Below are 20,427 nucleotides of genomic sequence, written 5' to 3' on the forward strand. Positions count from 1 at the left end.
GGCGTGAAACGCGCCCGATCGAGCCTCGTCCACCAACTCGCCTACGCCGTCAAGAACCCGGACCGGATCGCGCCCCACCTGCGGCGGCTGGCCCGCGACACCTGGTTCCGGCTGCGCACGCGTGATCACGTCGCCTACTACCGGGCCGTCATGAAGTCCGACACCGCGCGGGACCCCGAGGGCGCGGTCGGCTCGCACACGCACAGACGGTGGCTGGCGCTGGGGCGCATGCAGTTCGACTACCTGGTGGAGCACGGGCTCAAGCCGGACTACCGGATGCTGGAGATCGGGTGCGGCAACCTGCGCGCCGGGCGGCTGTTCATCGACTACCTGCACGCCGGAAACTACTACGGCATCGACATCTCTCCCGACATCCTCATGGCGGCCCAGCACACGATCGTCGGGCACGGGCTCAACCACAAGCTGCCCTACCTCACGCCCGTCCGCGACCTGCGCTTCGCCTTCCTGCCCGGCGAGCACTTCGACGTCGTCCACGCGCACAGCGTGTTCTCGCACTCGCCGCTGCACGTCATCGAGGAGTGCTTCGCCCACGTGGGGCGGGTGATGAAGCCGGCCGCCTGGTTCGACTTCACCTTCGACCGCACCGAGGGCAAGGAGCACCAGGTGCTGCGGGAGGACTTCTACTACCGCACCGAGACGCTGGTGGAGCTGGCCGCCGATTACGGGCTGCGGGCCACGTTCATGGACGACTGGGAGCGCGGCCCGCACAAGCAGTCGAAGATCCGCATCACCAAGGGTTAGCGGGCCGACTCCCAGAACTCCTGCAGCCTGGCCGCGCCGGTCGCCGGCTCCTGGAGCAGCCACCAGTGGCCGAGCCCCGGCAGCTCGGTCACAGTGGCGCCCGCCCGCGCCGCGCTCTCCTCCGCCACGCTCCGCGCCAGGAACGCATCGCCCTCGGGAACGATCACCAGCCCGGGCGCGGGGACGTCCGCGAACGCGGGCGACCATTCCTCACCCACCCGCACGGCCGACCGGTAGAGGGCCAGGATGCTGCCGGCCATGACCTGGTCGACGCCGGCCGCGATCTCCAGGGCGTGCTCGAACGGCACGCCGAAGCCCTCGAACCCCTTGGCCCGCTCCTCCAGGGGCGTGCCCAGCAGCTGCTCGAAGAACTCCTCGCCGGCCCCGGGCGTCTGCCAGAGCCTGGCCAGGTCGTGCCACTCGAAGGCGGGGTGGCCGAGCCCGGCGGCGTCCGTGGCCCACGTGCGGACGAGGTCGGGGCGGGTGCTGACCAGGCGCACCACCAGGCCGCCGCCCCAGTCGTGGCCGACCAGGTCGATCTCGTCGCCCGCCATCGCCTCCAGCTCGCCGGCCAGCCACGCCACGTACTCCTCCTTCGTGGCGGAGAACCCGTCCGGCCGGGGGCAGCCGAAGCCGGGCATCCGGAGCGCCCGCACGTCCTGGCGGCCCAGGGCCGCGCGGAGGGGGTCCCAGACGGCGGCGGTCTCAGGGACGCCGTGAACCAGCACAAGGGTCATGCCCCGAACGTACGCCGCGAATATCCGGCTGCATACGCTCTGAGCCCTCCTTTAGGGTGAGGGGAGTGAGAGACGTACGTGCGTTGCCCAAGGCCCACCTGCATGTTCACCTGGAGAGCACCGTCCGGCCCGCGACCGTGCGCGACCTGGGCGGGACGCCCGAGCGCAGCGAGCTGTTCGCGAGCTTCAGGGAGTTCGGCGACGAGCGGGCGCGGGTGCGCGACCTGCTGCGCACCCCCGAGCACTTCCGGCGGATCGCGGTGGAGTTCTGCGAGGACGAGGCCGCCCAGGGCACCCGCTACGTCGAGGTGACCTTCACCGCCGCCTCCCACGGGGAGCGGGTGGGGGACCCGGAGATGCCGCTGGAGGCGGTGCTCGAAGGGCTGGAGGAGGGCTCCTCCCGCTACGGGATCGCGTACAACGTGCTGCTCGACCACTCCAGGCGGCGGCCGGTGGAGCGGCTGTGGCGCACGTTCAAGCTGGCCGGCCGGCACGACCGGGTGATCGGCATGGGGCTGGCCGGCGACGAGAGCTACCCGCTGGCGCCGTTCGCGGAGGTGCTCGACGCGGCCAGGGACGCGGGGCTGCGCCTGGTGCACCACGCGGGCGAGGCGGCCGGGGCCGCCAGCATCCGCGAGGCGCTCTCCCTGGGGCACGCCGAGCGTCTCGGGCACGGCATCCGGGTGCTGGACGACGCCGAGCTGGTGGCCGAGGTGCGCGAGCGCGGGATCCCGCTGGAGGTCTGCCCCACGTCCAACGTCCTGCTCGGGTTCGTCCCCTCCCTGCCCGAGCACCCGCTGCCCCGGCTGAGGGAGGCCGGGCTGGCGGTCACGATCAACACCGACGGGGAGACGGCCCTGGCCGACGAGTACGCCCGGCTGCGGGACGTGTTCGGGTACGGCGACGCGGACCTGGCGGACCTGGCCCGGGCCTCGATCGACGCGTCGTTCGCGCCGGAGCCCGTCAAGGCGCGGCTGCGGGCGGAGGTGGACGCCTGGCTCGCCGCTGAGTGACCCACGGGCGTCCGCACGGTCGCATGAGAAGCTGTCGGCATGGACTTATCGAGGCCGGGCACGCCGTCCGTGGCTCAGCGGCTGCCCGAGCGGGTGGTCTTCGCCGGGGTGGTCGGCGCGATCCTGCCGTTCCTCCACTTCGGATGGGCGCTGCTCGGTTCCGCGCTGGCGGACACCTCCCAATGCGGGCACTTCGGGTGCCTCCTGGCGGCAGCGCGGCCTGAGTGTGGCGCTGTTCCTCTTGTTCTGCGGCGCCCTCGCCTTCGCCGGTTAGTCCACCCGGCCGTTGCCGGGGCGTACGCGGTGGAGCTCCAGGCCGATGTCCACCACCTCGGCCCGTTCGAGGCCGGCCACCTCGTCGAGCGGCACCCACGCGGCCCGGTCCGTGCTGCCGCCGACCTCGTGGCGCAGGGTGCCGCCGGGGAGCGTCCAGTGGCGCTCGCCGGAGGGGCCGACCCAGCGCGCGAGGAGGATCCGGCCGTCGTCGACGCAGATCGCGTACGCGGCCACGCGCGGCTCCCTGGCGATGATCACGAGGCGGGAGCGGCGGTGCTGCTGCGGACGACGAGGCTGGTGGCGAGCTCTATGCGCGTCCCGACCGGCCCCCTCGGATGAGTCAGCTCCTCCGAGATGAGGCGGACCGCCTCGTTGGCCATGTCGTCGAGCGGCTGGCGGACCGTGGTGAGCGGCGGCGACATCATCTCGCACCACGTGGAGTCGTCGAAGCCGACCACGGACAGCTGGCCCGGCACCCGGATCCCGCGCTCGGTGGCGGCCTGGTAGACACCGGCCGCCTGCATGTCGGAGCCGGCGAAGATGGCGGTGGGCCGGTCGGGGCGGTCGAGGAGCTCGGCCCCGAACTCTCTGCCGCCGGAGATCAGGAAGTCGCCGTAACGGGTCAGCCCGGGGTCGGGGTCGATCCCGAACGTACGGTGCGCTGCCAGATAACCCTCGTACCGGTCGAGCGTGCACTGCGTGTCGAGCGGCCCGCCGATGAAGCCGATCCTGGTGTGCCCCAGCTCCAGCAGGTGGGTCGTGGCCATGACGCCGCCCGACCAGTTGGTGGCGCCGACGGTGGAGATGCGCGGATCGCGCTTGCCCACCGGGTCGAGCAGCACCAGGGGCACGTGCAGGAGCTCCTCGATGGCCGAGATCTCCTCCTGGTTGGCCCGCGACAGCACCAGCACGATGCCGTCGGTGCTGCGCTTGCGCACGATCCCGATCCAGCGCCGCAGGTCGAAGTCGGCCCGCGCGGACGAGGTCACCACGAGCGAGAACCCCCACCGCGCGGCCGCCTGCTCCGCGCCCCTGATGAGCACCTGGGCCCACGGGGAGCCGAGCCCGTCTATGAGCAGGTCGACGAGACCGGCCCGGGGAGTGCTCGGCGGGCGCGGGGCCTCGTATCCGAAGGCCCTGACCGCTTCCAGCACCTTGTCCCTGGTGGCGGTGGAGACGTGCTTCTTCCCGCTCAGGACCTTGGAGACCGTCGGCACGGACACTCCGGCAGCGGCGGCGACGTCCGCCAGCGTTGCTCGAGCCACAGGACCTCCGAGTTGCAACTTTCGGAAAAACCTCAAACCCACAGGTTGCCCGCTGACCTGGAGCAGACTGCTACCCGATCGGCGCTGTTGACATCGCTGCGGGCCCGAGCCTACCGTAACCATTCGGCAATGTCACGGTAATCTTTCGGAAAGTGTGCCAGAAACTTTCCGACTGGCGAGGGGCGTATGAACCGGGTCGTCGAGCGCGGGCGCGCGGCCGCCGGGATCGCGTCGAGGATCCTCCCATCCCTACAGGAGCAGTGAAATGTCTCGCTTGGATGCTTTCAGGAACCGCATCGGGGGCTTCGCCTACGGCGGCGACTACAACCCGGAGCAATGGGACCCCGCCGTCTGGCGGGAGGACGTCCGGCTCATGCGTGAGGCCGGCGTCAACATCGTCTCCCTCGGCGTCTTCGCGTGGGCGTCCCTGGAGCCGGAGCCGGGCAAGTACGAGTTCGGCTGGCTGGACGAGATCATGGACCTCCTCCACGAGAACGGCATCAGCGTCAACCTGGCCACCCCGACGGCGGCCCCGCCCGTCTGGCTCACCCACCTGCACCCCGAGGTGTTCCCGGTGATGGCCGACGGCGAGCGGTTCGGGTTCGGCAACCGGCTGCACTACGACCCGTCGTCACCCATCTACCGTGAGTACGCGGCGAACATCACCACCAAGCTCGCCGAGCGCTACTCCTTCCACCCGGCGCTGGCGATGTGGCACATCTCCAACGAGTACGGGCCCACGGCGTACAACGAGGCCGCCTCGGCCAACTTCCGCCGCTGGCTGCAGCGCCGCTACGGCGACCTGGAGACCCTGAACGAGGCGTGGTACACCCGCTTCTGGAGCCAGCACTACACCGACTGGGACCAGGTCGAGGTGCCGCACATCCCGCGCACCTGGATGAACCCCGCCCGCCGGCTCGACTTCAAGCGCTTCACCTCCGACGCCCTCCTCGAGTGCTACATCGCCGAACGGGACATCGTCCGCTCCTTCCGCGACGACATCCCGGTCCTGACGAACTTCATGCGCTTCTTCAAGCACGCCGACTACTGGAAGTGGGCGCCCGAGGAGGACGCGGTAGCGCTCGACATCTACCCCAACCCCGCGGACGCCGACTCGCACGTGTCGGCGGCCTTCCAGTACGACCTGTTCCGCTCGCTCAAGGGCGGTCAGCCGTGGCTGCTCATGGAGCAGGCGGCCAGCGCGGTCAGCCAGTGGCAGCTCAACATCGTCAAGGAGCCCGGCCGGATGCGGCTCGGCTCGCTGCAGGCGGTGTCGCGGGCGGCGGACTCGGTGATGTTCTTCCAGTGGCGGGCCGGCCGCGGCGGGCAGGAGCGCTTCCACTCGGCGATGCTGCCGCACTCCGGGCCGGACTCGCGCACGTTCAGGGAGATCGTGGACCTGGGACGGGAGATGAAGCTGCTCGCTCCCGTGGCGGGGACGACCTCGCGGGCCGAGATCGCGATCCTGTTCGACTGGGACGGCTGGTGGGGGCTGGAGGAGACCGCGGGGCTGCCGCGCCAGGACCTCAGCTACCCGGACACGGTCATGCGGCACTACACGCCGCTGTGGTCGAACAACCACCCGGTGGACGTCGTGTCCGCGTCGTCGGCGCTGGAGGGGTACAAGGTGCTGGTGGTGCCGAACGCGTACCTGATCGGCGACGAGGGCGTGCGGCGGATCACCGAGTTCGCCGAGAACGGCGGGACGGTCGTCATGTCGTTCTTCTCCGGCGTGGTCGACGAGTGCAACCGGGTGCGGCCCGACGGCTACCCGGGCGCGTTCCGGCAGCTCATCGGGGCCAAGGTGGACGAGTACTGGCCGGCGCGGCCGCACGAGGTCTTCTCCGTGGAGTTCCCCGACGGGCGGCGGGCGACCTCGACGTGGTGGCGCGACGACCTGCACCTGGAGACCGGCACGGCCCTGGCCACCTACGGTGACGGGCTGCTGGCCGGCCGGGCCGCCGTGGTGGAGAACCGCTTCGGCGCGGGGCGCGTGGTGTACTTCGCGACCCTCCTGGAGCAGTCCGCCTTCGACGCCGAACTGCTCGCGGCCGTGGCGGCGGCGGGTGTCCGGTCGCCGTTCCCGCAGGCGCCCGCCCACGTGGAGTGCGCCGTGCGGGGGGACGAGGAGCACGAGTACGTGTTCCTGCTCAACCACAGCGGCGAGCTGGGCGCGGCCGTCCCGTTCGAGGGGGAGGGGACCGACCTGCTCACCGGGCAGGCGGTGTCGGGTCCGGTCGAGCTGGCCCCGCTGGGGGCGGCGGTGATCCGGCGCGCCCGCTCGTAATCCCGACGTATGCCCCGGCGGTCCCCTGCCCGCCGGGGCTTTTGACTTAAGCCTTTACCCCGAACGTAGATCTATATCCGTTTCATGGGGTTATGTTTGCCTTTGTCCGTTTCAATGGGTAGCTTGGTAGTCGTTACCGGCGAGTGACCTGGGCCTTACCAACGTGGAAGGCACCACTCGACCGGACTCCCTCTGGTTGGATTCACGCTCCACGTGCCGCTCTTACGGCATCATGCCCGGCTACGTGAGTGAAGAGCGTATTGCCCTGTCGCCTCACAAAGGACTGCGCCTACCTATGTCTGCTCGCCTGCACTCTATCGCCATGCTCACCGCCTCCGTGCTGACCGCCATGGCCGTCGGCTCGCCCGCGGCGCACGCTGACGCCGAGGCCGGCAGCACGATCACCCAGACGGCCGTGCTCCAGGGCTCGACCACCGCGTCCTACTTCTGGGACGACTCCTCCGGCCGCGCGGGTGACACCGGTCTGCCCGCCGCCGGCAAGCCCATGCAGAAGGGTCTGGCCGCCAGCCCGAGCTGGCCGCTCATGACCGAGGGCTACGTCATCTACAAGGGCAAGAAGCTCCCGTTCTTCGTCGGTGACCGCGGTCCCGGCAACCCCTCCAACAGCGGTGTGATGCTCGACCTCGACGCCAAGACGTTCGCCGAGCTGACCGGCGGCACGTTCAACCCCGACACCCTGGCCGTGGACGGCGTCGCCGGCGCGGGCCACATCAAGATCGACTACGTCGTGACCAAGTGGGGCGGCGGCGTCGGCAAGAAGAACTTCCCGGTCGCCTACTCCACCGGCGCCTGGGCCGAGAAGGACGCCAGCCCGGTCGTCCGGCCGGTCTCGGTGAAGCTCCCCGCGAACTGAGCCAGCCTTCCCCCAAAGGGCGCCCCTGACCAGGGGTGCCCTTTTCGCGTGCCGGTATCGTTTGCGGACGATCTACCGCACGTCGAAGGGACCAGATGAGCTCCCGGCCGCTTTACCGCGACCCCATGCACGACGGCGCCACCGACCCCACCCTGATCTGGAACCGGGCCGAGCGCGCCTGGTGGCTCGTCTACACCAGCCGCCGCGCGAGCGCCCCTGACCGGGGGGACGTGAGCTGGGTGCACGGCACCGACCTCGGCGTCGCGTCGTCGGCGGACGGCGGCGCGACCTGGCTCTACCGGGGGACGATCGAGGGTCTCGACACCGAATGGGGGCGGCACACGTACTGGGCGCCGGAGATCGTCGACGACGGCGAGACGTACCACATGTACGTCAGCGTCATCCGCGGCGTCCCCGAGGCGTGGCCGGGGCACGAGCGCCACATCCGCCACTACACCAGCCCCGACCTCGTACGGTGGACGTTCCGGTCCACCCTCGGCCTGTCCTCCCCGTACGTGATCGACGCCTGCGTGGCCGCGCTGCCCGGCGGCGGCCACCGGCTCTGGTACAAGGACGAGGCCGACGGCTCGCACACCTGGGCCGCCGACAGCTCCGACCTGCACCATTGGCAGGTCCGCGGACCCGCCGTGACGATCTCCGCGCACGAGGGGGCCAACGTGTTCACGCTCGGGGGCCGCCACTGGATGATCGTCGACGAGTGGCACGGCCAGCGCGTGCTGGTCTCGGACGACCTCGACGTCTGGGAGCCGCGGGGCCTCATCCTCGACCAGCCGGGCACGCGCCCGGACGACGACGGGTTCGGCCACCACGCGGACGTCGTGGTGACGGGGGAGGAGGAGGCGGTGATCTTCTACTTCACCCACCCGGGCGGTGGCCGCCGCTCGTCGGTCCAGGCCGCCCGGCTGCGGGTGCGGGACGGCGAGCTGACCTGCGACCGCGACGAGCCCCTCACCGGCCCCCTCCTGCCCGTCGAGGGCCCCTGACCTGGCCTCACCCGCGGCGCTCCCACCGGTACGACCAGAAGAGCCCCAGCACGGCGACCGCGCACAACGCGACGGTGAGGAGCTTCGAGAGCGCTATGGCGGCCAGGCACAGCGCTCCCATCGAGGTGCCGGCCGCTATGCCGGATCTGCGGTTCGGGGCCTCAGGGTCACGCTCGGGGCGTGGCGGCGGGGGGAGCGGCTCCCACAGCTGGCCGCAGCCGGAGCACCGCCATGGCCCGCCGTGGACGCCCGGAGGAACGCACCGGTGCGTGGCCACCTTGCTCACGGACGTCTCCCGCGGCGGTGCTCGCGGGCGAAGTCGATGGCGGCCGCCGTGTCCGCGTCCAAGGTCATGAGGGAAAGGCTCGGTCATGGCGGCCGGCCGGCGCAAGATCTCTCCGCCCGTTCGACCGCCGTTTCACGCGGCGGCCGCCGGCCGAGCGATCAGCGGAGCGTGACGAGGATCCCGTCGTCGTCGCTGAACAGATCGGCGCCGGGACGGAAGGTGGCGCCGCCGAAGGTGACGGGGACGTCGCGCTCGCCGCCGCCCACCTTGGCGCTCTTGCGGGGGTTGGAGCCGAGGGCCTTGACGCCCAGGTCGAGCTCGCGCAGGGCGGCGACGTCGCGTACGGCGCCGTTGATGACGACGCCGGCCCAGCCGTTGGCGACCGCCATGCCGGCGATGACGTCGCCCATGACGGCGGTGTGCAGGGAGCCCCCGCCGTCCACCACCAGGACCCGGCCCTCGCCGGGCTCGGACAGGACGGACTTGAGCAGGACGTTGTCCTCGTGGCACCGGACGGTGACGACGGGGCCGCTGAAGGCGCGCCGGCCGCCGTACTGGCGCAGCTGCAGGTCGCAGGAGTCGAGCTGGTCGCCGCGCTCGTCGTACAGGTCTGCGGTGACAACGGTCATGGTGGAGCCTTCCTAGGGATCGACGGGAAGCCGCCGGGCGGCCACGCCGGCCCAGCCGAGGCTGAGCGCGGTGACGAGGAGCACGCCGCCGGCCCCGAGCCCGGCGGCCACGACCCCGGCCGCGCCGGGGATGATCAGCTGGCCGGTACGGTTGCCGACCAGGCGCAGGGACATGGCCCGGCCGCGCATCCCGGCGGGGGCGGACTCGGCCAGCCACGACATGGTCAGCGGCTGTCCCACCCCCAGCCCGAACCCCGCGACCAGCAGCAGCGCGGCCAGCGCCCACAGCGGCATGGACATGGGCGTGAGCAGCATGGCGACCGCCGCCGCGAGGGTGCTGCCGACCAGCAGCCTGCGCCGTCCGACCAGGCGGGCGAGGTGGCCGAGGAAGAAGCGCGAGGCCATGGAGGCGACGCCGCGTACGGTCAGCAGCAGGCCCACGGCGCTCGCGGTCAGCCCGTGCTCGGTGCCGAGCGCGGGCAGGTACGCCAGCGTGATGTCGACCGCGGACAGCACCACGCAGCTGGTCACCAGGGCGTGCGCGAGGCCGGGCAGGCGCAGCAGCGAGCGCAGGTCCCCGCTCTCGGCCCGGGTCCGCGCGGCCGCGCCGCTCCGCGGGAGCAGCGCGGAGAGCGCGAGGAGGAGCACGCCGAGGCCGCAGGACCAGGCGAAGATGCGGCCGGTGTCGGGGATGGAGCCGTCGCCGCCGAGCAGGCTGATCATGAGCGGGCCGGCGGCCTGGCCGAGGGACGCGGCGAAGGTGTAGTGGCCGAAGGCGGTGTCGTGGCGGCCGTGCTCGGTGGTGTTGGCGACCAGGGCCTGCTGGGCGATGACGCTGCCCAGGTGGCCGGTGCCTAGCAGGACCCCGGCCGCGACCAGGCCCGGGACGGTGTGGCCGAACGCGGTGAACGCGACGGCGGAGGCGGTGAGCAGGAGCGCGCCCGCCACGGCCATGCGGCGCTCGCCGTACCGGTCGGCGGCGTGGCCGGCGGGCAGGGCCAGCAGCAGTGGCGCGATGGCGAAGCTGGCGCCGAGCAGGCCGAGCCAGGCCGTGGGCACGTCGAGCTCGATCGCGCGGTACGACATGGTGGGCCGCAGCACGAAGGTGATCACCTGGGTGCCGGTGGAGTGGGCGAGCAGGACCGCGTGCCGATGCCAGGCGTCAGGCATCTACCTCGTCCTGGCCCACGGGGTTCTGGTGCTTGCGCAGCCGCCAGGCGGCCTGGGCGCCGAGGCTGGTGTCGATGTGCTCGCGCATCACGCCGGCGGCCGACTCCGCGTCGCCCGCGATCACGTACTCCAGCAGGGCCTCGTGCTCGGCGGCCTTGCGGTCGCGGGCGGCCTGGCCGCGTTCGACCTCAAGGGCGAGGCGGCGATAGCGGTCGGCCTTGTCCCACAGGCTGTCGAGGGTCTGGATGAGCAGGTCGTTGTGGGAGGCGGAGTAGAGGGCGGAGTGGAACCTGCGGTGCGCGACGAGCTGCTCGTAGGCGGGGTTGCCGGGCAGGGGTTCGAGGCCCTCGTGCGCGGCGCGCATGGCGGCGATGTCGGCCTTGGTACGGCGTTCGGCGGCCAGCGCGACCGCGAGGGGGTCGAGAGAGCGGCGCAGCTCCAGCAGGTCGCGGGCCTCCTCGGCGGCCAAGGGAGCCACGCGCGCGTCGCGGTGGGCGTCCAGCTCGACCAGCCCCTCGCTCTTGAGCCGGCGCAGCGCCTCGCGCAGGGGAGTGGTGCTGATGCCGATGTCGCGGGCCAGCTGCGCCTGGGCGATGACGGAACCGGGGGCCAGCCGGCCGGACAGGATCAGCTCCTTGACCCGCAGGTAGGCGTAATCCGCCTTCGTCGTGTAGAGCTCGGCCGCTGATTCGCCCATTGCCGTCCCGTCTCGTGGCTGACGGTTATAACCTACACCGTCAGCCAATCTTGTCGATGAATGCCCCCTTGGATGCTCCGATGGTGAGCGTTATAGGTTATGCGATCAGTAGGTGCAGCCGAAGAACAGGGTGGGGTTGCAGCCGGGCAGGGTGCAGATGATGAACGTGGTCCCCAGCGTCGGCATCTCCTGGGTGCCGCCGTGCTCGGGGATCATGATCTCGCCCGCGGGATGGGGCACGCCGGCGTCGCGGTGGTAGGGGTCTTTCCAGGATCGGGTGAGGTCGTCGTCGCTCATGAGAGCACGATGCGCCGGGCGGCGACGCTCGCGGCATCCGTCATGTTCCGGAAGCGGAAACATCGGGGAAACCACGTAATCCTTGGACGGAACGGCTGAGTGGGATAGAGATGGGGGTGGGATCGACGATCTTCCTGGCGGGGAGGTTATGACGTGCTGGTGACCCGGCGCCCGTTGACGGGTCGTTCCGCCGAGCTCGATCACCTGGCGCGGCTGCTGGACAAGCCGCACGGGACGACGTTCGTGCTGATGACAGGGGACCCGGGGATCGGCAAGAGCCGGTTGCTGACGGCGGTCGCCGAGCTGGCGCGGGAGCGGGGGCTGCCGGCGATGGCGGGGCGGGCCACCGAGTTCGAGCGCAGCGCGCCGTTCGGGATCCTGTTCGACGCCCTGGCCGATGGCGATCGCCACCTCCAGCTGGCCGCCGACCTGGAGCAGATCCGCGCGCTGCTGTCCGCCGAGGCCGGCGCGGACGCCGGGGGAGTGGCCCGCGGGCTGGCGGCGCTGAACCGGCACCGGTTGTTCCGGGCGTCGCACCGCCTCGTGGAGCGCATCTCGGAGCGGGACGGCCTGGTCGTGCTGCTGGACGACGTGCAGTGGGCCGACGACGCCTCCATCGAGGCCCTCGACTACTTCATCCGGCATCCGCCGGACCGGCGCGTGATCGTCCTGCTCGCGGCGCGCACCGGCGGGCTGCCGGCCGGGCTGACGCGCGCGCTGGCCGCGGCCACCGTGGTGGCGCTGCCCCTCGGCCCGCTGTCGGCGGGCGACGCGGACGCGCTGTTGGGTGAGGAGATGTCCGCGCCCCGCCGGCGCCGCCTGTACGAGCGCAGCGGCGGCAACCCGCTGTTCCTGGAGATCCTGGCCGCGCTGCCGGACGGCGACGACCCCGCCGAGGCCGCGAGCCCCGTCGCGGTGAACGCCCTGGACCGGCTGATCGCCGCCGAGCTGTCGGGCCTCGACCAGGTGCAGGGGCTGGTGGCGCGGGCCGCGGCGGTGGTGGGCGACGAGCTGGACGCGACGCTGGTGGCGGCGGTGTCGGAGCTGGACCTGGCCACGGTGGTGCCCGCCCTGGACGACCTCGTACAACGGAACGTCCTGTCCTCCGGCCCGCGGACCCTGGGCTTCCGGCATCCGCTGGTGCGGGCGGCGGCGTACCGGATGGCGGGGCCCGCGTGGCGGATGGCGGCGCACCGGCGCGCGGCCGAGTACCTGCGCGCGCACGGCGCGCCGGCCGTGCGGTGCGCGGTGCACATGGAGCACGCGATCGTGATCGGCGACGTGGACGGGGCCGAGCTGCTGGCCGAGGGGGCGAACGCGGTGGCCGCGACCGCCCCGGCGACGGCGGCGCGCTGGTTCCGCGCCGCTCTTCGGGCCCTGCCGGACGACGTGCCCAGTGGGCGGCGTGCCGGCCTGCTGCTGTCACTGGCGGCGGCGCTGGGCGTGTCCGGGCAGCTGGCGGAGAGCCGTACGCTGCTGCGCGAGGTCATACAGACGGGCGGCGACCACCGCGACCAGGCGGTGGAGCTGATGTCCATGATGGAGCGCTCGCTGGGCCGCTTCGAGGAGGCCCGGGCGATCCTGACCGCCGAGCTGGGTCACCTGGACCAGGCTCCGGGTGGCGACTCCGGCGGGCGGTGCGCGCTGCTGGTGGAGCTGGCGGCCAACGACCTGCTGGACGGGCGCTGGGACGAGGGCCGGGAGAACGCCTCGCTCGCGCTCGGGCTGGCAGGACCGCGTACCCGGCGAGGGTTGCCGGCCACGGCCGTGACGCTGCTGGCGGTCGCGGCGCTCTACCGGTGCGACTTCTGGGCGGCGTACCGGTATCTCGACCGGGCGGACGCGCTGGTGAACGGGCTGACCGACCGCGAGCTGTGCGACGACCTCGGGCTCGTGGCCGCGCTGGCGTGGGGCGAGTTCCTGGCCGACCGCAACGCCGACGCGCTGCGGCACCTGGCCCGCGGGTTGCGGGTGGCCCGTGACCACGGGCGCAGCCACGTGGTGCCGCTGCTGTACGCCGCCCGCGCCACCGTCCACGCCCGGCTGGGGGACGTCGACCGGGCGCTGGGCGACGCCGAGGAGGCCGAGGAGATCGCGCGGCATCTGGGTAGCGCGGAGATGCTGGCGTTCGTCCACGTCACGAAGTCGCGCCCGCTGCTCTGGCTGAACGGTCCGGACGCGGCGATGCCGCTGATCGAGCCGGCGCGGCGGGGGCAGGTGCTGCGCTCGGCCTGGTGGCGGACCATCTCGGACCAGGCGGTGTCGGAGGTGCTGTTCTCGGTCGGTGAGACGGAGGCGTGCGGGCGGCTGCTGGCGGCGCGGGTGCCCGCCGACCCGGCCGGTCTCGGCCCGGGCGTGGTCGGCAGTTACGCGCTGCGTTCGGAGGTGGAGGTCACCCGGGGCGATCTGACGGTGGGCAGGGAGTGGTACGAGCGCGCCGCCCGCGTCGTGGAGCTCGGCGCCCCTCCCGTGCAGGCGGGTTTCCTGGCGCGGGCCCGTGCCGTCCTCGCGCTCGCGCAGGGCCGGCAGGACGAGGCGGAGGAGGCGGCGCGCGAGGCCGTGGACCGGTTCGCGGCTGCCGGGCTGCCCATCGGGGAGGCGCTCGGCCGGATGCTGCTGGCCGGTGTGCTGCGCCGCGACGACGACTCGCGGGCCGCCAAGCAGCAGCTCGGGCAGGCGAAGGAGCTGTTCCTGTCGTGCGGCGCGCCGTGGCTGGCGGCCCAGGTGGGCGTCGAGCAGCGCCGGATGGCCGCCGGCCTGGCCCACCGGCCCGGCGCCGGGAGCTCGTTGTCGGAGCGGGAGCGGGAGATCGCCGAGCTGGTCGCGTACGGCATGACGAACCGGGAGATCGGCGAGCGCCTGTTCCTCAGCCCCAGGACGGTGGAGACGCATCTGGCCAGCGTGTTCAGGAAGCTCGGGGTGAAGACCCGGGCCGCCCTGGCGCACCGGCTCGCCGAGTGACCGGCCGCGGGTGCGCGGCCGGTCACCGGTCTGTCAGACGTAGATATAGGGCGTGCAGATCCAGGGGTACAGCGCGCTGAACGCGCAGCGCACCTCGGAGGTGTAGCCGCCGCAGCAGCCGATGGTGGCCAGGTGCTGGGTGCCGTTCGCCGGCTCCTGCTCCACGCCGCCCGCCAGCCGCGCCGTCTCCAGGTCGAGGTCGCCGGCGGGATGCGGCAGGCCGGCCCCGTAGGCCGCCCGGTTGATGGGGTCCTTCCAGGAACGGATGAGGTCGTCGTTCGTCATGGTGTGTTCTCCTTTGCTCGTGGTCAGCAGCAGCCGAGGCTGGAGTAGCGGCAGGTCCCGACCCACATGGTGCGGTCGCAGGTCTGCCAGCAGCTGAAGAAGTCGGTGTAGTCGCCGAAGTCGGGCACGGGCTTCTCGCCGCCGCTCAGGGCGCCCAGGTTGATCTCACCCGCGGGGTGGGCTTCGTCGCGCCCGCGGAGCTCGGGGGTTTTCCAGGATCTGATCTGGTCGTCGGCCGACATTTCTGTCTCCTTTCATGAAGATGGGTGATTTCAGGCGCTCAGCGGATCGGGCACCGGCGGAGCGCCGAACAGGTCGCGGTAGGGTCCTGGGCTGCTCACCAGCCTTTCGTGGGTTCCGCGGCCGACGATGCGGCCCTGATCGATGACGAGGACTTCGTGGGCGTCGCGGATCGCGCTCAGCCGGTGCGAGACGACGATCCGGGTGACCCGCAGCTCCGACAGGGCGGCGTCGACCCGGCGTTCGGTCTGGGGGTCGAGGTGGCTGGTGGCCTCGTCGAGGATGAGCAGGCGCGGCCGGTGCACGATGGCCCTGGCGAGCGCGACCCGCTGCCGCTGCCCGGCCGAGAGCGCGGCGCCGCCCTCGCCGACGTTGGTGTCGTAGCCCATGGGCAGACGTTCGACGTCGTGGTGCAGCCCCGCGACGAGCGCGGCGGTCACCACGTCGTCGTCCGTGGCGTCCGGGCTGCCGAGCGTGATGTTGTCGCGGATCGAGCCGTTGAACAGCGACAGCTCCTGCAGCACCGCGCCGCATTCGCGCCGCAGCGCCGCCACGTCCAGCTCCTGGACGGGTACGCCGTCGTGCCGGATCTCGCCCGTCTCCGGACGCAGCAGCCCGAGCACCAGCAGGGCGAGCGTGCTCTTGCCCGACCCGGTACGCCCGACGACGCCGAGCTTCGCCCCCGCGGGCACCTCGAACGACATCTCCCGCAGCACGGGCGGCGAGTCGGGCGCGTACCGGAAGGCGACGCCCTCGGCCCGGATCGCGACCGGCCGCCCGGCGGGCAGCACGCGGGCGCCGTTCGGCTCGGGGGCGGCGTCGAGCACGTCATAGATGCGCTCGAACTGGCCGCGCAGCATGGAGTACAGCTGCACCGCCCCCACGAACGCCTGCAACGGCGCCAGCACCGACATCGCCAGGGCGTTCACCGCCAGCATGGTGCCCAGCGACATGCGCCCGCCGAGCACCAGCCACGCGCCGCACCACAGCAGCGCGAGCGGCGCGAACACGGCCACCGCTCCCTGCACCGCCTCGAACCAGGAGCTGGCGCGCCCCCGCCGCAGCATGGCCGTCTGGTACGTCCCGAACAGCTCCCGCCAGCGCGCCTGTGCCCGCGACTCCACGCCGTTGGCCTTGAGCGGCAGCATCGCCTGCAACGTCTCGACGAGATACCCCTGCTCGCCCGCACGGGCGCCCAGCTCGGCCTGGGACAGGGTCCGCAGCCGCCGGTACGAGGCCACCATCAGCCCCGCCTGCCCGACCGCCAGCACGCCGACCATGAGCGCGTACCAGGGGACGAGGAGGACGAGCGCGATCCCGTATGCGGACAGCAGGACCATGTCGAGCGCGAGCGTGACGCTCTGCTGCGTGACCGCCTCCCTGGTGGTGGCGATGCTGCCGACGCGCAGGAGCAGGTCGCCCCGGCTGCGCTGGAGGAAGAACCCGATCGGCAGCCGCAGCAGGTGGCCGACGAAACGGCCGGTCAGCCGCTCGTCGGCGCGGGCCCGGAGGGCGAGCAGGAGGCGGGCGCGCAGGAAGGTGAGCGTGCCGTGCAACGCCGCCGTGCCGAACACCGCCCAGCCGAGCACCGGCAGCAGGTCGCCGCGCTCGGCCGGGACCAGCTCGTCCACCACGGACTTGGTGGCGAGCGGCAGCGCCAGCGCCAGCAGCTGGATGGCCGCCGCCAGCGCCAGCACCCCGGCCAGGCGACGCCGGCCGCCCGGCACCGCCGCGAAGTCGCGCAAATAGCGGACCGGCGTCGACCGCCACGGCGACGCGCGCCTCCTGACGAACCCGGGACCGGGGGCGCACTCGATCACCACGCCGCCGTACCGCCGCGCGAACTCCTCCCGCGGCATGGTCCGGCGGCCGTTGCCCGGATCGACGATCCGCACGCCGCCCCTGCCCAGCCCCTCGACGACGACGAAGTGGTGGGCGGAGAAGTAGGCGATGAACGGCGCCCGCGGCGGCTCGCCGAGCGGATCAGTCACGCGTTCCGCCGTGGCGGTCAGCCCGTACTCGCGGGCCGCCGCGACCAGCCGGGCGACGGACACGCCGTCTCTGCCCGGGCCCAGCAGGTCACGGCACTCGGCGACCGAGGCGTGCCTGCCGTGGTGGCTCAGCAGCATGGCCAGGACGGCGGCCCCGCACTCGCTCGTGGTCAGTTGCAGGCGGACGGGGACGCGGCGCCGCATCACGGCAGCCCCTTTCTTTGGCGGGTACGTGGCGCTTCAGGCGGCCGGCGGGGCCAGGACCAGGACGGACGGAACGTCGGCGGGGGCGGCCAGCCGCAGGAGACCGTGCCCGATCCCCGCCAGACCGGACATCAGACCCGGCGTCGTCACGCCGCCCGGGGTGCCGCAGAGCGGGCCGTCGGCGAGCTGGGCGAGCAGGACGCCGGCCCGCAGGCGCAGGGTGTCCGTCAGGTCGTGCCTGCCCGCGGCGACGGCCTGGGTGAGGAGCTCCAGGTTCCCGGCCTCGCCGTGGCACAGGCTGTGGCCGACGATGCCGGGCGGGCTGCTCAGGTACGAGCGCAGCGCCAGGTCCAGGTCGGCGGCGAGATCACCGGCCGCTTCGGCGCTCAGGCCAGGACGGCGGTGAAGGAGGTCGGCGCGGGCCAGGCCGATGCCGGGCGCGCCGTGGCACCACCCCTGCATGGACGGGGGCAGGCCGGAGGGGTTCGCCGAGGCGTCGGGCAGGTCCCGGAAGTCGGGCCAGTTGCCGATGCGGGCGTCGAAGCGGGAACGCTCATAGGCGAAGGCGGCCAGGCCGGTCTCCGCGTACCGTGCCTCGCCGGTCCGGTCGGCGAAGCGGAGCAGCGCCCAGCCGATCCCCGCCGTCCCGTGGGAGAACCCGGTCAAGGGCGCCGAGGCGGGGATGTGACCGTGCCACGCCACCCCGCCGTCCTGCGGCCGCGCCGTCTCGACGAGCCGGTCGGCGCAGGCGCGGGCCACGTCCAGCGCGTTCGGCAGCCCGGTTGCCTCGTGGACGGCGAGCATCGCGGCCAGGCAGCCGGCCGCGCCGCTCACGACGTCGAGTCCCTCGTCCGTGGCGGCGGCGCCGGTCGTCGCGGCGATCAGGGGTTCGACGTGGTCGAGCAGGCCGGGCGCGCCGAGGTCGCGGGCCAGGTGCGTCAGCGCGTACGCCAGCCCGACGGCGCTGTTGAACGGCCCGCACGGGAACGCCGTGACATTCCCTGCGATGCCGTCCACGAAGCCGGGGACCCAGGACAGGGCCCGCATGGCGAGGTCGGCGTGGCGGGTCTCGCCGGTGATCCTGGCGAGCTGGCCGAGGAAGAGGGCGACGCCGGGGGTGCCGCCGTACAGGTCGCTCTTCAGCGTGCCGACCGTCCAGCGGGTCTCGCCCACGAGCTCCATGCCGAGCCAGTTGGCGGCGGAGGCGTCGCGGTGGGCGCGTTCGGCGAGTTCGTCCCCGAGCGCGGTGGCCATGGCCACGAGCCGGTCGGCGAGCCCGTCCACCGGCGGGGTGGGGGCGGCGTGAGCCGCAGGGGCGGTGGGGGTCCAGACGCGGTCGCGGTCGCGGCGGCTGGCCAGGGAGGCGCGGATGATCCACTGCTGCTCGGCCAGATCCCGGGGGCCCATGGCGCGGATCTTGGCGGCGGCGTCCGAGGAGGGCACGCCCATGAGCGCGCCGGCCAGCGGCTCGTCCCGGCTGGTCCACAGGTCGGACGTGCCGGGGCGGCCGGCGAAGAGGGGGATGTCGCCGTTCCAGACGTCGGCGATCTCAGCGGGGACCAGCCGGCGGCGGACCGGGTCGTCGGCGCAGGCGGCCCACAGCGCGTCGAGCACGTGGTCGCGGTCCAGGGCGTCACGCATGACATCCGGGTGGGTCGACTCCAGCAGCAGGGTGCCGTACAGCTGAGTGGGCCGCATCACCACGCGGATCTCGTCCCCCTGGAAGGCCGCCAGGATGCCGCCGGGTGCGAGCAGCTCGTCGCGGTGGGCGGCGATGACCTCGTACGCGCCGGTGAAACCCGACAGGAAGTCCTCGACGTGGTCGGCCGGATCGGCGACGGCGTCACCGACGCCCGGGCGGTTGCTGCTGCCGGGGAAGGCCGCTCGCTCACGGATCAGCCGCATCTCGTCGGTCCCCGGGGCGGACCAGCCGGCCGATTCGAACGGCAGCGTGCTGCCCGCGTCCCCGCCCATGCCTCCCATGTCGAGGGCGCCGCCGTCCTTGCTCCACACGACGGCCGGCAGCAGCCCCACCCGGGCGACCGAGGTGTCCAATGCCCGTTCGGCCGGGTCGTCGTCGGTACGCCCGCGGGCGCCGCCCCTGGGGATCGCCGGGTGGAACAGCGCCTCCAGGTCGACCAGCACCGGCTGGTCCCCGGCGGCGATGAGGTTCTCGAAGTGGAAGTCCACGCCGTCGAGCGCGTACAGCAGGGCCAGCAGGGCGCCCTGCCGCCGGTAGAAGGCACGTACGCCGGCCTCGTCCGCGCAGGGCCCGTGCTCGGCGTACTCCACCCAGCCGTGGCCCGGCCGTTCCAGCACGGTCAGCACGCGCAGGCCGAGGCCGGGCATCCGGTCGTCGAGCCAGCCGAGCGCCCGGTTGAAGTGCGCGTGCACGGCCAGCGACCGCGGCTTGTAGACCACCCGCGCCCCGCTCTCGAACCGCAGCAGCCCGACCGACCGACCGCCCCGGTGCCCGTCGCCCACGCCCATGACCACCTCGGCCAGCGGCCCCGGCTCGGTCCCGCCGAACAGCTCCGCCACGATCGCGGACCGGTCGGCGGCCAGCCGCCGCAGCAGCTCCAGGTAGGTCTCCACGGCGTGGTCGGCGCATTGGGCCATCAGCCGGGCCAGCACGACGTACTCGGACAGCAGTCCCGCCAGCCCCTCCCGGCCGGCCAGCCGCGTCGTGAAGGACCGGAAACGCTCCTCGGCGCTGTCCCCGTGCAGCTCGCCGCGTACCCGGGCCACGTTCAGCTCCAGGACGAGCACGCGCGAGGCGAGCGGGACGAGCTTTCTGCCGAGCTGGTCCGCGAACCCGCGCCGCAGAGCCGCCGGCTTCCCGAGCCAGTCCGGCGCTCCGGACGCGATCCGGTCGACGGCGTCCCGGACGAACGGGGCGACGATCCGCGCGAACCCCGCGTCCCACGTGAACGCCGCCTCGTCGAGCTCCGGCGGCGCGACCTGGACGCCGCCGCCCAGGGAGGCCGCCGCGAGCGCGGATTCGACGGTGCCGGCCCAGGCGGGCCGGGGTGCGCGCGCCGCCAGCTCCTCGGGCGGCTCGGCCAGCAGCGCGAGCAGCATGTCCGCGTCGATGCCGAGGTCGGCGAGCCTGGCCTCGAACCGGCCGTCCTCGTCCATGCGGTGCGCGGCCCGCCAGCGCGCGAGCCGCCGCTCGGCCAGGCCGCTCTCGCGGGGAGCGGGCCGGGTGGTGAGCGCCAGCCGCTCGGCGAGCGTGAGCGCCCCGGCCCACCAGTACGGCGCCGGTTCCGTGTCCGTGTCTGTACGTTGTGCCGGCGTCGCGGCGATGTGTGACAAAGGTGGCATCCTCGCTGCTCGCGGGGACCACGCGCTTCGGCGGACCCCTGGCCGTTGGCTGTCAGCAGGATGAGACGGCACCCGGCCGCCGCGGCATCCGGTGAACGCCGTGAGCCGCCCGCCCCCGTCGCCCG

At 72.9% G+C, this 20,427-nt stretch carries 18 protein-coding genes; 6 read left to right on the forward strand and 12 right to left on the reverse strand.

All coding sequences use genetic code 11. The annotated features are described in order from the left end of the window. Window positions 1-3: 3 nt before the first annotated feature. Window positions 4-762 (forward strand): class I SAM-dependent methyltransferase, encoded by a 759-nt coding sequence (locus AB0L65_RS38355; protein ID WP_364255965.1) that lies wholly within the window; start codon window positions 4-6, stop codon window positions 760-762. Here the strand turns inward: AB0L65_RS38355 and AB0L65_RS38360 are convergent. Further along, window positions 759-1,499, reverse strand: a complete 741-nt coding sequence (locus tag AB0L65_RS38360; protein WP_364255968.1) for an alpha/beta hydrolase — start codon at window positions 1,497-1,499, stop codon at window positions 759-761. The genes AB0L65_RS38355 and AB0L65_RS38360 overlap by 4 nt on opposite strands. Window positions 1,500-1,564: 65 nt before the next feature. Here AB0L65_RS38360 and add point away from each other — a divergent pair, with 65 nt between their 5' ends. Further along, window positions 1,565-2,512, forward strand: a complete 948-nt coding sequence (add, locus tag AB0L65_RS38365) for an adenosine deaminase (protein ID WP_364255971.1) — start codon at window positions 1,565-1,567, stop codon at window positions 2,510-2,512. 270 nt (window positions 2,513-2,782) lie between these two features. Here the strand turns inward: add and AB0L65_RS38370 are convergent, their stop codons facing one another. Continuing rightward, window positions 2,783-3,022 carry a hypothetical protein gene (locus AB0L65_RS38370; RefSeq protein WP_364255974.1) on the reverse strand — a complete coding sequence of 80 codons (240 nt, stop codon included), beginning with the start codon at window positions 3,020-3,022 and terminating at the stop codon, window positions 2,783-2,785. A gap of 20 nt (window positions 3,023-3,042) precedes the next feature. Beyond that, window positions 3,043-4,053 carry a substrate-binding domain-containing protein gene (locus AB0L65_RS38375; RefSeq protein ID WP_364255977.1) on the reverse strand — a complete coding sequence of 337 codons (1,011 nt, stop codon included), beginning with the start codon at window positions 4,051-4,053 and terminating at the stop codon, window positions 3,043-3,045. Between the two features lie 265 nt (window positions 4,054-4,318). Between AB0L65_RS38375 and AB0L65_RS38380 the strand changes: the two genes are divergently transcribed. From AB0L65_RS38380 to AB0L65_RS38390, 3 genes are all read left to right on the forward strand, one after another. Then, a complete protein-coding gene (locus AB0L65_RS38380; RefSeq protein ID WP_364255980.1) occupies window positions 4,319-6,340 on the forward strand; it encodes a beta-galactosidase in 2,022 nt (673 codons plus the stop codon). Window positions 6,341-6,662: 322 nt separating this feature from the next. Beyond that, window positions 6,663-7,214: a hypothetical protein gene (locus AB0L65_RS38385; protein WP_350732095.1), complete on the forward strand. Its 552-nt coding sequence runs from the start codon at window positions 6,663-6,665 to the stop codon at window positions 7,212-7,214. Window positions 7,215-7,309: 95 nt separating this feature from the next. Next, window positions 7,310-8,218, forward strand: a complete 909-nt coding sequence (locus AB0L65_RS38390) for a hypothetical protein (RefSeq protein ID WP_364255983.1) — start codon at window positions 7,310-7,312, stop codon at window positions 8,216-8,218. Between the two features lie 7 nt (window positions 8,219-8,225). Here the strand turns inward: AB0L65_RS38390 and AB0L65_RS38395 are convergent, their stop codons facing one another. The 5 genes from AB0L65_RS38395 to AB0L65_RS38415 form a co-directional block, all read right to left on the reverse strand. After that, window positions 8,226-8,504 carry a hypothetical protein gene (locus AB0L65_RS38395; protein ID WP_364255986.1) on the reverse strand — a complete coding sequence of 93 codons (279 nt, stop codon included), beginning with the start codon at window positions 8,502-8,504 and terminating at the stop codon, window positions 8,226-8,228. Window positions 8,505-8,662: 158 nt separating this feature from the next. Beyond that, window positions 8,663-9,133: a ribonuclease E activity regulator RraA gene (rraA, locus tag AB0L65_RS38400; RefSeq protein WP_364255989.1), complete on the reverse strand. Its 471-nt coding sequence runs from the start codon at window positions 9,131-9,133 to the stop codon at window positions 8,663-8,665. Between the two features lie 12 nt (window positions 9,134-9,145). Then, window positions 9,146-10,303, reverse strand: a complete 1,158-nt coding sequence (locus AB0L65_RS38405) for an MFS transporter (protein WP_364255992.1) — start codon at window positions 10,301-10,303, stop codon at window positions 9,146-9,148. Beyond that, window positions 10,296-11,000 (reverse strand): GntR family transcriptional regulator, encoded by a 705-nt coding sequence (locus AB0L65_RS38410; RefSeq protein WP_364255995.1) that lies wholly within the window; start codon window positions 10,998-11,000, stop codon window positions 10,296-10,298. Before AB0L65_RS38410 ends, AB0L65_RS38405 begins: the two co-directional genes overlap by 8 nt. A gap of 105 nt (window positions 11,001-11,105) precedes the next feature. Continuing rightward, window positions 11,106-11,297, reverse strand: coding sequence for a hypothetical protein (locus tag AB0L65_RS38415; RefSeq protein ID WP_355202541.1), 192 nt, complete (start codon window positions 11,295-11,297; stop codon window positions 11,106-11,108). 153 nt (window positions 11,298-11,450) lie between these two features. Here AB0L65_RS38415 and AB0L65_RS38420 point away from each other — a divergent pair, with 153 nt between their 5' ends. Further along, on the forward strand, window positions 11,451-14,258 hold the full coding sequence (locus AB0L65_RS38420; RefSeq protein WP_364255998.1) for an AAA family ATPase: 2,808 nt from the start codon (window positions 11,451-11,453) through the stop codon (window positions 14,256-14,258). Window positions 14,259-14,291: 33 nt separating this feature from the next. On the opposite strand, the gene AB0L65_RS38425 is transcribed toward AB0L65_RS38420, so the two are convergent. Genes AB0L65_RS38425 through AB0L65_RS38440 form a run of 4 tightly spaced genes read right to left on the reverse strand, consistent with a single transcriptional unit; the run spans window position 14,292 to window position 20,302 of the window. Next, window positions 14,292-14,543: a hypothetical protein gene (locus AB0L65_RS38425; RefSeq protein WP_364256001.1), complete on the reverse strand. Its 252-nt coding sequence runs from the start codon at window positions 14,541-14,543 to the stop codon at window positions 14,292-14,294. Between the two features lie 23 nt (window positions 14,544-14,566). Next, on the reverse strand, window positions 14,567-14,785 hold the full coding sequence (locus tag AB0L65_RS38430) for a hypothetical protein (RefSeq protein ID WP_364256004.1): 219 nt from the start codon (window positions 14,783-14,785) through the stop codon (window positions 14,567-14,569). 30 nt (window positions 14,786-14,815) lie between these two features. Next, window positions 14,816-16,978, reverse strand: a complete 2,163-nt coding sequence (locus tag AB0L65_RS38435) for a peptidase domain-containing ABC transporter (RefSeq protein WP_364256394.1) — start codon at window positions 16,976-16,978, stop codon at window positions 14,816-14,818. A 36-nt stretch (window positions 16,979-17,014) separates the two neighbouring features. After that, entirely contained in the window at window positions 17,015-20,302 is a 3,288-nt protein-coding gene (locus tag AB0L65_RS38440) for a type 2 lanthipeptide synthetase LanM family protein (RefSeq protein ID WP_364256007.1), read from the reverse strand. Between the last annotated feature and the right edge of the window lie 125 nt (window positions 20,303-20,427).

Origin of the sequence: Nonomuraea sp. NPDC052116 (assembly GCF_040680035.1) — a bacterium.
In the GTDB taxonomy this organism is placed as follows: Bacteria; Actinomycetota; Actinomycetes; order Streptosporangiales; family Streptosporangiaceae; genus Nonomuraea; species Nonomuraea angiospora_A.

What these genes read in the sequence shown, in the direction of transcription:
- AB0L65_RS38360 (WP_364255968.1), bottom strand. Translation starts at nt 1,499, where the DNA reads ATGACCCTTGTGCTGGTTCACGGCGTCCCTGAGACCGCCGCCGTCTGG.
- AB0L65_RS38380 (WP_364255980.1), top strand. Translation starts at nt 4,319, where the DNA reads ATGTCTCGCTTGGATGCTTTCAGGAACCGCATCGGGGGCTTCGCCTAC.
- AB0L65_RS38385 (WP_350732095.1), top strand. Translation starts at nt 6,663, where the DNA reads ATGCTCACCGCCTCCGTGCTGACCGCCATGGCCGTCGGCTCGCCCGCG.
- AB0L65_RS38390 (WP_364255983.1), top strand. Translation starts at nt 7,310, where the DNA reads ATGAGCTCCCGGCCGCTTTACCGCGACCCCATGCACGACGGCGCCACC.
- rraA (WP_364255989.1), bottom strand. Translation starts at nt 9,133, where the DNA reads ATGACCGTTGTCACCGCAGACCTGTACGACGAGCGCGGCGACCAGCTC.
- AB0L65_RS38405 (WP_364255992.1), bottom strand. Translation starts at nt 10,303, where the DNA reads ATGCCTGACGCCTGGCATCGGCACGCGGTCCTGCTCGCCCACTCCACC.
- AB0L65_RS38410 (WP_364255995.1), bottom strand. Translation starts at nt 11,000, where the DNA reads ATGGGCGAATCAGCGGCCGAGCTCTACACGACGAAGGCGGATTACGCC.
- AB0L65_RS38415 (WP_355202541.1), bottom strand. Translation starts at nt 11,297, where the DNA reads ATGAGCGACGACGACCTCACCCGATCCTGGAAAGACCCCTACCACCGC.
- AB0L65_RS38425 (WP_364256001.1), bottom strand. Translation starts at nt 14,543, where the DNA reads ATGACGAACGACGACCTCATCCGTTCCTGGAAGGACCCCATCAACCGG.
- AB0L65_RS38430 (WP_364256004.1), bottom strand. Translation starts at nt 14,785, where the DNA reads ATGTCGGCCGACGACCAGATCAGATCCTGGAAAACCCCCGAGCTCCGC.
- AB0L65_RS38435 (WP_364256394.1), bottom strand. Translation starts at nt 16,978, where the DNA reads ATGCGGCGCCGCGTCCCCGTCCGCCTGCAACTGACCACGAGCGAGTGC.
- AB0L65_RS38440 (WP_364256007.1), bottom strand. Translation starts at nt 20,302, where the DNA reads ATGCCACCTTTGTCACACATCGCCGCGACGCCGGCACAACGTACAGAC.